14 protein-coding genes are annotated in these 13351 nt (G+C 57.0%); 8 read left to right on the top strand and 6 right to left on the bottom strand.

All coding sequences use genetic code 11. From position 1 onward, the window contains the following. Positions 1-9 precede the first annotated feature (9 nt). Both STH12_RS18765 and STH12_RS18760 read left to right on the top strand, forming a co-directional pair. The gene (locus STH12_RS18765; RefSeq protein WP_126168968.1) at positions 10-1035 is read left to right on the top strand and encodes a glycosyltransferase; all 1026 of its coding nucleotides are present in this window, start codon (positions 10-12) and stop codon (positions 1033-1035) included. A 169-nt stretch (positions 1036-1204) separates the two neighbouring features. Next, positions 1205-1993, top strand: a complete 789-nt coding sequence (locus STH12_RS18760) for a glycosyltransferase family 2 protein (RefSeq protein WP_126168967.1) — start codon at positions 1205-1207, stop codon at positions 1991-1993. 6 nt (positions 1994-1999) lie between these two features. On the opposite strand, the gene STH12_RS18755 is transcribed toward STH12_RS18760, so the two are convergent. From STH12_RS18755 to STH12_RS18740, 4 genes are all read right to left on the bottom strand, one after another. Then, entirely contained in the window at positions 2000-2755 is a 756-nt protein-coding gene (locus tag STH12_RS18755; protein WP_126168966.1) for a glycosyltransferase family 2 protein, read from the bottom strand. 45 nt (positions 2756-2800) lie between these two features. Then, complete coding sequence (locus STH12_RS18750) at positions 2801-3898, bottom strand: glycosyltransferase (protein ID WP_126168965.1); 1098 nt, start codon at positions 3896-3898, stop codon at positions 2801-2803. Further along, positions 3895-4887 carry a hypothetical protein gene (locus tag STH12_RS18745; protein ID WP_126168964.1) on the bottom strand — a complete coding sequence of 331 codons (993 nt, stop codon included), beginning with the start codon at positions 4885-4887 and terminating at the stop codon, positions 3895-3897. Before STH12_RS18745 ends, STH12_RS18750 begins: the two co-directional genes overlap by 4 nt. A 115-nt stretch (positions 4888-5002) precedes the next feature. After that, positions 5003-6040 (bottom strand): glycosyltransferase family 9 protein, encoded by a 1038-nt coding sequence (locus tag STH12_RS18740; protein WP_126168963.1) that lies wholly within the window; start codon positions 6038-6040, stop codon positions 5003-5005. A gap of 82 nt (positions 6041-6122) precedes the next feature. Here STH12_RS18740 and STH12_RS18735 point away from each other — a divergent pair, with 82 nt between their 5' ends. Continuing rightward, positions 6123-6833, top strand: coding sequence for a 3-deoxy-D-manno-octulosonic acid kinase (locus STH12_RS18735; protein WP_164551254.1), 711 nt, complete (start codon positions 6123-6125; stop codon positions 6831-6833). 8 nt (positions 6834-6841) lie between these two features. Here STH12_RS18735 and waaA read toward each other — a convergent pair whose 3' ends face one another. Further along, positions 6842-8101: a lipid IV(A) 3-deoxy-D-manno-octulosonic acid transferase gene (gene waaA / locus STH12_RS18730; RefSeq protein WP_126168961.1), complete on the bottom strand. Its 1260-nt coding sequence runs from the start codon at positions 8099-8101 to the stop codon at positions 6842-6844. Positions 8102-8225: 124 nt separating this feature from the next. On the opposite strand from waaA, the gene STH12_RS18725 reads away from it, so the two are divergent. From STH12_RS18725 to glpG, 5 genes are all read left to right on the top strand, one after another. Next, a complete protein-coding gene (locus tag STH12_RS18725) occupies positions 8226-8861 on the top strand; it encodes a TetR/AcrR family transcriptional regulator (RefSeq protein ID WP_126168960.1) in 636 nt (211 codons plus the stop codon). A gap of 296 nt (positions 8862-9157) precedes the next feature. Continuing rightward, positions 9158-10351 carry a glycine C-acetyltransferase gene (locus STH12_RS18720; protein ID WP_126168959.1) on the top strand — a complete coding sequence of 398 codons (1194 nt, stop codon included), beginning with the start codon at positions 9158-9160 and terminating at the stop codon, positions 10349-10351. Positions 10352-10369: 18 nt separating this feature from the next. Then, positions 10370-11395 carry an L-threonine 3-dehydrogenase gene (gene tdh / locus STH12_RS18715; protein WP_126168958.1) on the top strand — a complete coding sequence of 342 codons (1026 nt, stop codon included), beginning with the start codon at positions 10370-10372 and terminating at the stop codon, positions 11393-11395. A gap of 103 nt (positions 11396-11498) precedes the next feature. After that, positions 11499-11807, top strand: a complete 309-nt coding sequence (gene glpE, locus STH12_RS18710; protein WP_126168957.1) for a thiosulfate sulfurtransferase GlpE — start codon at positions 11499-11501, stop codon at positions 11805-11807. After that, positions 11804-12637 carry a rhomboid family intramembrane serine protease GlpG gene (glpG, locus tag STH12_RS18705; protein ID WP_126168956.1) on the top strand — a complete coding sequence of 278 codons (834 nt, stop codon included), beginning with the start codon at positions 11804-11806 and terminating at the stop codon, positions 12635-12637. Before glpE ends, glpG begins: the two co-directional genes overlap by 4 nt. 35 nt (positions 12638-12672) lie before the next feature. On the opposite strand, the gene elbB is transcribed toward glpG, so the two are convergent. Next, positions 12673-13326, bottom strand: coding sequence for an isoprenoid biosynthesis glyoxalase ElbB (elbB, locus tag STH12_RS18700; RefSeq protein ID WP_126168955.1), 654 nt, complete (start codon positions 13324-13326; stop codon positions 12673-12675). Between the last annotated feature and the right edge of the window lie 25 nt (positions 13327-13351).

Below are 13351 nucleotides of genomic sequence, written 5' to 3'. Positions count from 1 at the left end.
CCACGCGCAATGAAATTTCTGTTTGTTGTTCGTCAGTTAGCGCCAGGCGGTGCCGAGCTCGCCACCCAGCTGCTGGGGCGAAGCCTGCAAGGTCGCGGCCATCAGATCCACATCCTCTGCCTTGGCGACTTCAGCGCCGACGATGCCGCACTGTGGCAGCCCTGGGCTCAGGTTTCCGCGATAGACAAACACTGGCTGCGCCAGTTCACACCCGCCGCGGACGAGCAACTGGTGCTGGTCGATGGCGTTGGCCATCGCCATGCCCCCCGCAAACATGCCATCTCCATCATTCACAGCGACTGCAATGCCAGATTTCGTGCCCGAAAAGGGCTAATTGGCAAAGTGCGCAACCGCATCGAAGCCAGACGCAGATACCCAGGCCGCGAGATCCTGGTGTCCCGTGCCATGGCTGACGAACTGTCACGCTGGAGCGGTCGCCCCCACCCGGTGATCCCCAACCCCTTCGATGCTGATGCCGTGCGCCGGCTCGCCAATGAACAGGGCTGCGAGATTCCCACACCTTACCTGCTCCATATCGGCCGCATCAGCGCCGAAAAGCGTCAGGACAGGTTAATCCGCACCTATGCAGCCACCCCACAGTTACAGCAGCACAGATTGGTATTTGTCGGCAAAGAGCAGGACGAAACAAAGCCAGGGATCCCGGCACTGCAGGCGCTGGCTGCGGGTCTGGGCGTGGCTGATAAAGTGCTGTTTACCGGCAACCTATATAACCCTTTTCCACTTTTACAGCAGGCAGCCTGCCTGATCCTCTGCTCGGATTCCGAAACCATGGGATATGTGTTGCTCGAGGCCATGGCGCTCGATATCCCCATGGTCAGCACCGCCACCACGGGCGGCAAAGAGGTACTGGGCAACAGCTTCCCCGGACTGGTACAGTGCAACGCACAGCTGGGCAGCACCATTGCCGCCGCCCTGGCATCGCCGCAGCGGTTCAAAAAGTCGCTGCCGGCAGACTATGATGTCGATGCCGTTACCGATGCTTTTGAGCGCCTGGTCGAAAATCTGCGTTCCTGATCCCGCTACAAATGTTATCTACAGGAAACAGGGTTATCGGCCTGCTTGCTGTTGGTAACCAGGCTGCCAAACAAGCATTAACACTTGGTAAATTACTAAATTTTCATTATTTTTGGCTGGATTCCCTTATCTACAATACAGCTGTTATCGGTAATTTCTGTGTGCAGCTATGACCCTTTCTCTCATCATCACCACCTACAACTGGCCAGAAGCCCTCGACTCTGTATTGGCGTCGGTACTACAGCAAAGCCGTCTGCCGGATGAAATCATTGTGGCAGACGATGGTTCGGGCGACGCAACCCGGCAACTGATAGCAGCCTGGCAGCAAAAATCACCTGTGCCTTTGCACCACAGCTGGCAGGAAGACAAGGGGTTTAGGGTCGCCGAGAGTCGTAATAAAGCCATCAGCCGGGCGAAGGGCGATTACATCGTATTGATTGATGGCGACATGGCGCTGCACAGGCACTTCATCAAAGACCATCTGCAGGCGGCCACCCCGGGCTTTTTCATCTCGGGCAAACGGGTACGGATGACAGAAAAACTGAGCAAGGCGGTAATGAACCGGCAGACACAACCCCACCTGTTTTCGCCGGGACTTTACCGTGGCCGCTGCGCCGCAGTCCGCTTTCCCTGGTTGTCACGCCAGCTGGCGATGACCAAGACTGAGTCGGTGGACAGCATCCATGCCTGCAATATGGCGTTTTGGCGCCAGGATGCCTTAAAGGTCAATGGTTTTAATATCGCTTTTGAAGGTTGGGGGCCGGAAGACAAGGAGTTTGCCGCCCGGCTAATTCACAGCGGAGTAAAGCGCAAGGTGTTGAAATTTGCAGGCATCGCCTTTCATCTCTACCACCGCGAAAGCAGCAAAGCCATGCTCGACAAAAACGTCCAGCTGTTTGAGCGCTGTCTGTTTGAGCGCATCAGCCGCTGTGAATCAGGCCTGGCTCAAAGCCGGTAAGCAGGCTTAACGGCCAAACAGCGCTGATACCTTGCTGCGAAAACGCCGGAAAGCCACCGACAGGTCTTTCAGCCAGTCCGGCGTCGACAACTTGTAGCGAATACCACGGTGGTCGCCAATATGGCGCACATAGCCTTTCGGAAAAATCGCGCCACGGAAACCACGCTCAAAATAGGCTTCAGACAAGGTGCGCTCACCACTGTAAGCACTGATGGGCGCCACAATCTGATAGTCGCTTAACCGACGCAGCCCCGGATTGAAGGTAAAGCCATGCCAGAGATCGGCATTGGCATGCTTGCGATGGTTAACCTTCATCAGCTGATAGCTGAGCGAGCGCTCGCCGCCGGTATGCAGCAGCTCGGCATCCACCGGATGACCATTGGTGTCGTCCTGCTCCCGCAGCCATACAGTCACCACCTTCTCATCGGCGTCCAACACCCGGAACGAGTCCTCAATAAAGCCGGGGCGGTAGAATTCCCAATCATCTTCACAATGGAAAATATAGTCGCAACGCACCTCGGCGTAGGCGCGGTCGATGCTCTTCATCTGACCCAGTTGCGGTTGGTTGTGCAGTACGGTGAACTTCACATCGGCAAAGCGGGCCAGGGTGGCGTTGAGCCGATCGATATTGTGGCTGTCTTCGACGATGATGTGCTGGCTGATGGGATAGGTGTTGTGCTTGAAGAAACTGCGCAATGTTTTTTCAAGCAAATCAAATCTGTTGCAGCTGGTAATAACCAGTGCAACCTCACGGTTTGTCATACAGGTCCCTGGAGTTCGGCTTCCCTTTTAAAGAAGGGGAATCTATCAACCTTTTGAGCTTAATGCCAGATAGCTTGCTGCAACCTGACTCGCCTGTAACTTATGTGATAACTCTGATGGCAATGTTGCAACTTTATCCACCGCCAGCGCCTTGTCGATGGCAGCGGCCAGTGCTTTGGGGTCGCGTCTGGGCACCAGGTTGGCAGCAAGTTCACCCAGCAGTATCTCGTTGGGACCATGGGGGCAGTCGGTGCTCACCACGGGCGTATGAAGGGCCAGCGCCTCAATCAGGACCGTGGGCAGGCCTTCGTAGTCGGAGCTTAACACCAACATCCGAGCTTCGCGGATCCAGGGGTATGGATTGGTTTGGAATCCGGGCAGGATCAGCCGCTGCTCAACCCCATAGCGCCGCGCGAGTTTGAGCGCCTTTTTGGTGTTCTGGCACAGCAATACCAGGGGGATCTGGCTTTGGGTCAGCGCCAGCGCCTGCAACAGAATGTCGTGGCGCTTCTGTTTGGCGATACGACCAACATGGATGAGATAGGGCCCTGGCGGCAACTCGGCACTCTGGGCGGCTTTTTCACTTAAGTTTTCGAAGTCAAACGGGTTGTAAATCACCTTAGTCGCGGCTGGGCGAATACGTTTGCCTTCAATGATTTCTCTGGCAATGCCCGCAGAGACGGTCACCAGATGTTTGCCACTGAGGGCTTTTTTGGCCCGCAGCATCGACATATAGGCCAGCGGCCCCAGCTTGCGTTGCCGGCGCAGCTCTTCCTCAATGGAGTTGTGCACCACAAAATGCAGGTTTGGCAGTGACAGCCTCGACATCAGCAGGTTGCTTTTATCGAGGTTCGACAGGATAAGGTCAAACTCACCGTCGGCTTCCGTCAAACCGGCAAACAAACGTCCCAATTTGGCCGCTGAGCTGCCAAGGCGCCAGAAACCGGTGTAGTTGCCCGCACCCTTGCCAAAACAGCAGTGCACCTTAAGTCCTGCTGGCAACTGATGTTCGGTGTCTTCTTCCAGGGTAATAAACTCGACCCTGTGACCATCGGCAATCAGGGTTTGCGCCAATGTCAGCATCACCCGCTCTGCCCCGCCACCAGCGAGGCTGTCTATCACTATGGCAATCCGCTGACTCATTTGTGCTCCAACAGAGCCGACAGCTCGGCTTCGACCCAATCCAGACCATTACCGCAATCAGACTGCTGCAGCCGCAGGGTCAGCGCCTCGCATTCCGCATTGAGCATGGCCATTTTGGAGACCAGCTCGTCAGCCCCCGAGGACATCACCAGACCTTTGGCTTCACAGCGGGCAATGCGCGCCGGCTGATCCTTGGTCACCGCCACCGCAACGCAGGGCTTTTTCAGGGCTATCGCCTGCAGCAGGGTATCACCGCCGGACAGCACAGCGCCCCTGGCGGCCGCCAGCAGATTGATAAAATCGTGATTGGTCAAAGACGCCTGATACTGAATCCCCGGCCTTGGCGGCATCTCACCTTTGTACGCAGGGCCCATCACCGCCAGCGCCGGAATTCCGGTTTCACTGAACTGCTGCGATGCCGCCTCGACCAGCTGCAACATCGCCGCCCTGTCACCCAATGTGTGCGCGCCCGAACCGGCGTTCAGCAGCCAAAAGCCGCCGTATGTCAAACCGAGCTGCATCAGCAGCGCCTGCTGCCTTTCGGCATCAACCCTGGCAAAAAATGGCCCCGTTGCCACAGGAGTGGCACCGCCAAACAGCTGCAACTTGAAGCGGGAGAAGGCCGATACCTCGGGAATAGCAAACTCGGGCTGGGCAACCCAATGACAGTCTGTGAGGCGGGCGCGGGAGAGTTTCATACCTCTGCGGCGCTTGCGGGCATGCTGGCTGATAAAAATGACCGCCGCCCCCAGACGCTTGGCATGGGCCAGCTGACTGCGACGGCCCGAAGCATCAAACACCACCAAATCGGGTTTAAAGTCGGTCATGAAATTGCACACGGCTGCCACCGCCTTGGTGGGCGAGTCCTGCAGCAGTGTCGCGGGATAGGGGCAAGCGTTGCCGTAAGGGGCATCCCGACTCAGCAGAAAGTGTATCTGTGCCCCGGGCCAGAGCCGTTTTACTTCATCGGCAATGATGACGGAACGCATATACTCTCCGATACCTGTGGCATCGGAGACCGGGAGAAACAAGACGCGGGGATGCTGGCCTTCCACTTTGGCTCCATTTTCCTTTTAGTTATCAGGGCCGTTTATTTTTATGGCCTCAATCTTTCAAGGCCTTATCCATGGCGTCAATAACCGCAGCCACAGTAATTTTGTCCATCAGATGCGGGCCCTTGGCACGGGTACCCCAGGGCACAGCTTTGCCGGGGAACTGCTCGGCAATGGCCTCATCATACACGCTGACCACCAGCTCGGGGAATAAATAAGGCCCGGTACGGCCAGGGTTGGAATGGGCATACAGGCCAATCACAGGCGTGCCCTGGGTCACCGCCATATGGGCCGGGCCAGTGTCAGGGGCAATGACCAGAGAAACCCGCTTCAATAGCGCCAAAAGCTGCACCAAAGAGGTCTTTCCAATAAGATTGGTTAGCCCCACCGAACAATGAGCTTCAATTGCAGCGGCGAGATCTTTCTCAAGCTGGGCCGGACCACCACAAAGCAGCACCCGATAACCCTTGGAAACGGCATACTCGGCCGCGGCGGCGTAACGCTCAGGCAACCAGTTGCGCTCGGCTTTGCTGGCGGCGGCACAAATGGCCACCACTTTCTCGCCATCGGCAACCAGCTCACTGGCAAAGGCCTCGTCCGCAGCGGCAATGTGCATGTCCCAGCGAGGAGTCAGATCTGTAACCCCCAGCTTTTTGGCAAAGCCCATAAATCCTTCCAGCACATGGGGCGTAGCCAGGGCTTCGACCCGCTCATTGGTCACCAGCCACTGACCTTCTTTGGCGCGGGCACGGTCAAAACCAATGCGCACTTTGGCGGGGATCATCAACGAGGCGATGGTGGCTCTCAGCGCTACCTGCATGTGCAGCAGCACATCGAAATGACGCCCCTTGAGGGCACGACGCAGCTGACCATAAGCCTTGGAACCCTGTGATTTATCAAAAATCACAAACTCGATGCCCGGCAGGTGCTTGAGCAACTGATACTCCACCTTACCTATCACCCAGGTGATGGAAAGGCTGGGGTATTGGCGCTGAATCGCCTGCACCATGGCCACCGCATGGCACACATCGCCAATGGCAGAGAGGCGCAGCAGACACAAAGATTTCATCGTGTTAGGGTCAAATTTCATGGCATGGACACAGCTTGGTGCAAAGGCCGGATCTTAATGTAGAATGGCCGCAGGTTCCACGCTTTGGACAAGAATTCCACCCATGCAACTGCAAAAGCATCCCCCTTTTATCGTGGCCACAGCCGCGGGTGAATCCTGCTCACTGACCGCCAGCTGCTTCGAGCCCACCTACTGGCAAGGGTTGGATGCCGTGACCGGCACCTCCAAGGGACGCTATACCACCTGGTTTGTGCGCCACCCCGATGCCAATGAAGACTGGGTGCTGCGCCACTACTGGCGCGGCGGCCTGATGGAAAAGTTCAGCAAAGACAAATACCTGTTTGCCGGCATGGATAACACCCGCGCCATTGCAGAACTGGCGCTGCTGGAAAAGCTTCACAGTGAAGGTTTGCCGGTGCCGCGCCCGGTGGCTGCCCGGGTGCGCAGACACGCGCTTTGGTACAGTGCCGATATTCTGATTGAGCGGATGCCGGGCTGTCGTGATTTGCTCGCCTGGCTCGAGCAGGGCCCCATCAGCGAAGCCGACTGGAAAGCCCTGGGCAGTTGCATCGCCCGCTTTCATCGCCGCGGCGTATACCATGCCGACCTGAACGCCAAGAACATTCTCAAAGGCCCAGAGGGATTTGCACTGATTGACTTCGACCGGGGTGAAATCCGCACCCCGGCAGATAACTGGCAACAGGCCAACCTTTCAAGACTAAGGCGCTCTTTTAATAAAGAAAAAGGCAAGCTTCCCTCGCTTGCCTTTGATGATACTTGCTGGCAATGGCTGCTCAGCGGTTACCGCAACTGACCCGGCGGCTAAAGCAAGCTCTCCAATACCGCCAACTGCCGCTTGAGTGCGCCGCGGTTGGCGGCCACGACTTCAAGTCCGGCGTTACCGGCGCTTTCTCGCACTAGTGCATCGCCGGCCGTCGCCACTAACCAAGCCTCAAATGCAGCGGGGTTTTCACATACGCCAAGGTTACCGGCGTCGCTCAGCAGAGAAGTAATCTCTTTAAAGTCCCAGTGGTTTGGCCCCATGGCCACCGGCAGCCCCATGGCAGCAGGCTCCAGCGGATTATGACCGCCATTCTCAATCAGGGTACCGCCCACAAAGGCCGCATCGGCAGCGCCATACCAGGTGAGCAGCTCTCCCATGGTGTCGCCCAAAAGCACCTGAGTGCCTGATGTTGGTGACTCACCCAGGCTGCGTTTGGCCAGGCTGAATCCGGCCTCTTCGATGGCTCTGGCGGCATTGGCAAACTGCTCAGGATGGCGCGGCACCATAATCAGCAGCGACTGTGGCTTGGTAGTCAGCAACTGCCGGTGGGCACTGAGCATGGCGCTGAACTCCCCCGGGTGCACACTGCCCGCCACCCATACAAAGTCGTTATCCCGCTGCCACTCGCTCCTCAGGGCCCTGGCCTGCTTACGGCGCTCGGAGGGAATATCGATATCAAACTTCAAACTGCCACAGACGCTGATGCGGCTTGGGTCAACGCCGAGCGCCACAAAACGCTCAGCTTCCGGGGCTGTCTGCACTGCAATCCGGTCGAGGGATTTAAGCATGGGCGCAGTAAGCGCACGGTATTTGGTGTAGCTTGCGGCCGACTTTTGCGACAAACGGGCGTTCAGCAGCGAAACCTTGACGCCACGGGCCTTGGCGGCAGCGATGAGGTTTGGCCACAGCTCGGTTTCCATGATGATAAGCTCGGCGCAGCCCAGCTTGTTGATAAAGCGGCCCATGGCGAAATATAAATCAAACGGCAGATAGCAGTGCTGCACCTTATCGCCGAATGCCTTGATAACCTCGGCCGAGCCTGTGGGGCTGGTGGTGGTGACGGTAATGCTGAGCTCTGGCCGCTCGGCCATGATGGCGCGGATCAGCGGAATCGCGGCCAGAGTTTCGCCCATGGACACCGAATGGATCAGCAAATCCGTGGGCTTAAGTGGCGCCAATGCGAACCGCTCACCCCAGCGACCACGATAGTCTGGGCTCTTTATCGCTCTCAGCGCTAAATAAATCAGCAACAAAGGCGATAACACATATAGCAAAATGGAATAGAAAAATCGGGCCATAAGAACCAAGATATGTATGAGTTTTGCCTGATGAATTGCGGCAATGCTACCATAACCCGGGATGCAGACATAAGCACAGAGCGACCCGCCGGGAAGCGGCCGCCAAGAATAAGACAGGATACCCATGAAGACCCGCGATAAAATTATCCAGGCCAGTCTGGAGCTCTTTAACGAGCATGGCGAGCGAACCATTACCACTAACCACATCGCCGCCCATCTGGATATCAGCCCCGGAAACCTTTACTACCACTTCCGCAATAAAGAAGACATTATTCGCTGCATCTTCGATCAGTACGAACAGCACCTGCTCTCAGGCTTCAAACCCTACGATGGCCAGAAGGTGGATTTGGAACTGCTGATGGGCTACTTCGACGCCATGTTTTACACCATGTGGCAGTTCCGCTTTATGTACGCCAACCTGGCCGACATCCTGGCGCGGGATGAAACCCTCAAGTCGCGCTACCTCAAGGCGCAACAGGCGGTACTCGAGCAATCCATCGGGGTACTGAAGCAGCTCAAGCAAGACGGCATCTTTATCATTCCGGACGATCGCATCAGCGACCTGGCCGATACCATCAAGATGATCATCGGCTTTTGGATCAGCTACAAACTGACTCAATCAAGCATTGCCACCATCAACAAGGGCTCGCTGTACGAAGGCCTGCTGCGGGTGCTGATGATTTTCAAGGCCTATGCCACCCCGGACTCCCTGCCTACCTTCGACCGGCTCGAACAGCACTTTCAGGAGCTGGCTGCCTGACAGCCGCTGCGCTCACCCCAAGGTAAATTCCAGACACGGGCTCAGCCATGAGCCCGGCCACATTGCCACCGTCTGACTGGTGACATTTTCACCGCGACAGGACTACAATCAAACACAGACCTGTGCGGCCTACCCCAAGGTTACAAATTAGTTTTTCTTATGTGAAAACCTCGCACGCCCTAGCGCAATTTATGCGGTCATTCATGCAGCAAAAATAAGCTGCGGGCCAATTGAGTTTAGGGGTAGAATGCCGCCACTCCAACAAAAGCAGAATAAAGTTAACTAAGGAGAGACAAGTGGCATCAACCTCATTCTACGAGCAGATCAAACAGCAACTCGCCGACGTGAAGGCCGAAGGTCTTTATAAAAGCGAGCGGGTGATCGTCTCACCTCAACAGGCATCCATCAAAGTGGGCGGCGACGAAGTGATTAACTTCTGTGCCAACAACTATCTGGGCCTTGCCAACCACCCAGAACTGGTAAAAGCGGCTCAGGCCGGTTTGGCCGACCACGGCTTCGGTATGGCCTCAGTGCGCTTTATCTGCGGCACCCAGGACATCCACAAACAACTGGAAGCCAAGCTGTCCGAATTCCTCGGCACCGAAGACACCATCCTGTATTCCTCTTGCTTCGATGCCAACGCCGGTCTGTTTGAGACTCTGCTCGGCCCCGAAGATGCTATCGTCTCCGATGCCCTGAACCACGCTTCCATCATCGATGGCGTGCGCCTGTGTAAAGCCATGCGTTTCCGCTACGCCAACAACGATATGGCCGATCTGGAAACCCAGCTGAAGGCCGCCCGCGACGCCGGTGCCCGCCATATCCTTATCGCCACCGACGGCGTGTTCTCCATGGATGGCGTAATTGCCAACCTCAAGGGTGTGTGCGATCTCGCCGACCAATACGGCGCTCTGGTAATGGTTGACGACTCCCACGCGGTGGGCTTTGTTGGTCAAAACGGCCGTGGTACCCACGAATATTGCGACGTGATGGACAGAGTGGACATCATTACCGGCACCCTGGGCAAGGCCCTGGGCGGCGCTTCCGGTGGTTACACCTCAGGCAAAAAAGAAGTGATCGACTGGCTGCGTCAGCGCTCACGCCCTTACCTGTTCTCCAACTCCCTGGCTCCAGCCATCGTGGCCGCCTCTATCCGCGTACTGGATATGCTCAAAGAAGGCCAGGCCCTGCGTGAAGCCGTATGGGAAAACAGCCGCTACTTCCGCGAGCAGATGTCTGCCGCTGGCTTTAAGCTGGCCGGTGCCAACCACGCCATCGTTCCTGTGATGCTGGGCGATGCCAAACTGGCGGCCGAGTTTTCTGCCCGCCTGCTTAAAGAAGACATCTACGTGATTGGTTTCTCCTTCCCGGTGGTGCCAAAGGGCCAGGCCCGGATCCGCACCCAGATGTCCGCCGCCCACACCCGTGCGCAGCTGGACAAGGCCATTGAAGCCTTCACCCGTATCGGTAAGGAGATGGGCATCATCTGATGCCCTCGGAGCACACACATGAAAGCACTCGCTAAACTCAAGCCCGAAGAAGGCATTTGGATGGTTGATGCGCCCAAGCCAGAAATGGGCCACAACGATCTGCTGATTAAAATTCGCAAAACCGCCATCTGCGGTACCGACGTGCATATCTACAACTGGGACGAGTGGTCACAAAAGACCATTCCCGTGCCCATGGTGGTTGGCCACGAGTACGTGGGCGAAGTCGTTGATATCGGTCAGGAAGTTCGCGGTTTCAAGATTGGCGATCGGGTATCCGGTGAAGGCCACATCACCTGCGGTCACTGCCGTAACTGCCGCGCCGGCCGTACTCACCTGTGCCGCAACACCACAGGCGTTGGGGTAAACCGTGAAGGCTCGTTCGCTGAGTATCTGGTGATCCCGGCCTTTAACGCCTTCAAGATCCCCGATGATATCAGCGACGATCTGGCGGCAATCTTCGACCCCTTCGGCAACGCTGTGCACACAGCGCTGTCGTTCGATCTGGTTGGCGAAGATGTGCTGATCACCGGCGCCGGTCCTATTGGCATCATGGCTGCCGCCGTGTGCCGTCACGTAGGTGCCCGTCATGTGGTAATCACCGACGTGAACGAATACCGCCTGGAACTGGCCCGCAAGATGGGCGCCACCCGCGCCGTTAACGTGGCCAAAGAAAGCCTGAAAGACGTGATGAAAGACCTCGGCATGACCGAAGGCTTCGACGTGGGCCTGGAAATGTCCGGCGTACCGGCTGCCTTCCACGCCATGCTGGATACCATGAACCACGGCGGCAAAATCGCCATGCTGGGTATTCCCGGCGGCGAGATGGCAATCGACTGGAGCAAGGTGATCTTCAAGGGCCTCATCATCAAGGGCATCTACGGCCGCGAAATGTTTGAGACCTGGTACAAGATGGCCAGCCTGCTGCAATCTGGCCTGGATCTGTCTCCTATCATCACCCACCACTTCAAGGTGGACGACTTCCAGCAGGGCTTCGATGCCATGCGCTCCGGCCAGTCCGGCAAGGTCATCCTCAGCTGGGATTAATCCGGCATCGCACAGGGCGCTGTACAGACTATGGCGCCCTGTTGCACACTAGAGTACAGATCACAGCCTGGCGCCGACGCGCCGCTCGCTTTTTGAGAATCTTATGTCATTCAAACATCTGAGTGTAAATGAGCTTATCCACCTGCGCGCCGAACAGGGCGAGGGTGTGCAAATCGCCGATATCCGCGATCCCCAGAGTTTTGCCCACAGCCATATCGAAGGTTCGGTCAATCTCAGCAATGACAATCTGGCGCGCTTTATCGCCGAAGCCGATATGGACAAGCCTTTGGTCGTGGTGTGCTACCACGGCATCAGCAGCCAAAGTGCTGCCGGCTATCTGGTTGAACAGGGCTTCGATGAGGTGTATAGCCTCGATGGCGGTTACAGCGCCTGGGCTCAGGCGAACCTCTGATGGAATTCGGTCGCCTGCCAAACCCCAGAGCCGCTCAGGCACTGGTGGATTACCTCAAGAGTCGCGGCATTGAATGCCGACTGGCCGCGGACGAAAACGCCGTGGTGCTCCTGGTGGTAAATGGCAGCGATTATCCTGCCGCCAAGGCCGAGTTCGACTATTTTGTGCAGCATCCCACCGACGACAAGTACCTTGCCGCCTCCTGGGAAACCGGCACCACTTCGGCCAATCTGGATTACGGTGCCCCTGGGCTTGCCCTGCTGAGCCGCTTCGTGACTGCCGCCGGCCCACTCACCCTGATTATCTTTGCCGCCTGCATGCTGGTTTATGGCGCCCTCAACCTGGGCTTTGCCAGTCAAACCTATGAACTGCTTAGCTTTTTCGGTGCCACAGGCCCGATGAACACCAGCGAAGTCTGGCGGGTGTTTACCCCATCACTGCTGCATTTTTCGCTGATGCATATCAGCTTTAACCTGCTGTGGTGGTGGTATCTGGGTGGCAAAATCGAAACCCGCATCGGTACAGCGCCACTGCTGATTCTGCTACTGGTGGCGGGCACCCTGCCCAACGTGCTGCAGTACTTTGTGTCGGGCCCCAATTTTGGCGGCCTCTCCGGGGTGGTGTATGCCGTCGCTGGCTACACCTGGATAATGGGTGTACGCAAACCTGCCGCAGGCATAGGCCTGCCCGCAAGCTATATGGGCTTTATGGTGATCTGGCTGGTGCTGGGGTTCTTCGACATTCTTGGCCTGTCCATGGCCAATGGCGCCCACCTGGGCGGCCTTGCAGTAGGGTTATTGCAGGGACTGTGGGACAGTCGTCGCCGCTGAGCGTTTTGCTGGGCAGCGACAACCGCTGACGACGGTCAGGCCATCGCCAATACTTTATTGACCAGCTTTTCGATGCCCGAGTGCGCCTCGGCAATGCTGCCCGCCAGCATATAAGCGGGGGTGCTCACCACCTTGTTGGCCTCATCCACTACGATGTCATGCACTGATGCATCCTGATGCTCACCGCCCATGGCGCTGAAAGCCTCGCCGGTGCCCTTGTCGGTCCCTATGGTGCCTTTGGCGCCCTTGCCGTAAAGCTTGGGGATCATCACTGGGGCAATACAGATAAAGCCCACCGGCTTTTTCGCCAGTACAAACTCAGCGATAAAATCGCGCACCTCGGGGGCTAGGTCGCAGTCGGCGCCCACCAATGCAAAGTTACACAGGTTCTTGGCCGCGCCAAAGCCGCCGGGAATGATCAGCGCATCGAAGGCGGTCACATCCAGCTCAGAAGTGGCCTTGATATCGCCACGGGCAATGCGCGCCGCCTCGACCAATACGTTGCGGCTTTCGCCCTGAGCGACCTCGCCGGAGGCATGATTAACCACATGCAACAGGGGAATATCCGGCGCAAAACACTGGTAGGTCGCGCCCGCCCGGGACAGGCTCAGCAATGTCAGTACCGCCTCATGAATTTCACTGCCGTCGAACACGCCACAGCCGGCCAGCAGGACTGCGATATTCTTCATAAAAAATTCCCTCTTATGTAATTTG

Source organism: Shewanella khirikhana (assembly GCF_003957745.1).
GTDB lineage: Bacteria > Pseudomonadota > Gammaproteobacteria > Enterobacterales > Shewanellaceae > Shewanella > Shewanella khirikhana.
This window is presented reverse-complemented; position numbering and strand designations above follow the sequence as displayed.

Coding starts and splice junctions, on each gene's coding strand:
- STH12_RS18745 (WP_126168964.1), bottom strand. CDS start 4,887: ATGCGTTCCGTCATCATTGCCGATGAAGTAAAACGGCTCTGGCCCGGG.
- STH12_RS18765 (WP_126168968.1), top strand. CDS start 10: ATGAAATTTCTGTTTGTTGTTCGTCAGTTAGCGCCAGGCGGTGCCGAG.
- STH12_RS18735 (WP_164551254.1), top strand. CDS start 6,123: ATGCAACTGCAAAAGCATCCCCCTTTTATCGTGGCCACAGCCGCGGGT.
- STH12_RS18750 (WP_126168965.1), bottom strand. CDS start 3,898: ATGAGTCAGCGGATTGCCATAGTGATAGACAGCCTCGCTGGTGGCGGG.
- STH12_RS18740 (WP_126168963.1), bottom strand. CDS start 6,040: ATGAAATTTGACCCTAACACGATGAAATCTTTGTGTCTGCTGCGCCTC.
- STH12_RS18755 (WP_126168966.1), bottom strand. CDS start 2,755: ATGACAAACCGTGAGGTTGCACTGGTTATTACCAGCTGCAACAGATTT.
- tdh (WP_126168958.1), top strand. CDS start 10,370: ATGAAAGCACTCGCTAAACTCAAGCCCGAAGAAGGCATTTGGATGGTT.
- STH12_RS18760 (WP_126168967.1), top strand. CDS start 1,205: ATGACCCTTTCTCTCATCATCACCACCTACAACTGGCCAGAAGCCCTC.
- STH12_RS18725 (WP_126168960.1), top strand. CDS start 8,226: ATGAAGACCCGCGATAAAATTATCCAGGCCAGTCTGGAGCTCTTTAAC.
- waaA (WP_126168961.1), bottom strand. CDS start 8,101: ATGGCCCGATTTTTCTATTCCATTTTGCTATATGTGTTATCGCCTTTG.
- glpE (WP_126168957.1), top strand. CDS start 11,499: ATGTCATTCAAACATCTGAGTGTAAATGAGCTTATCCACCTGCGCGCC.
- elbB (WP_126168955.1), bottom strand. CDS start 13,326: ATGAAGAATATCGCAGTCCTGCTGGCCGGCTGTGGCGTGTTCGACGGC.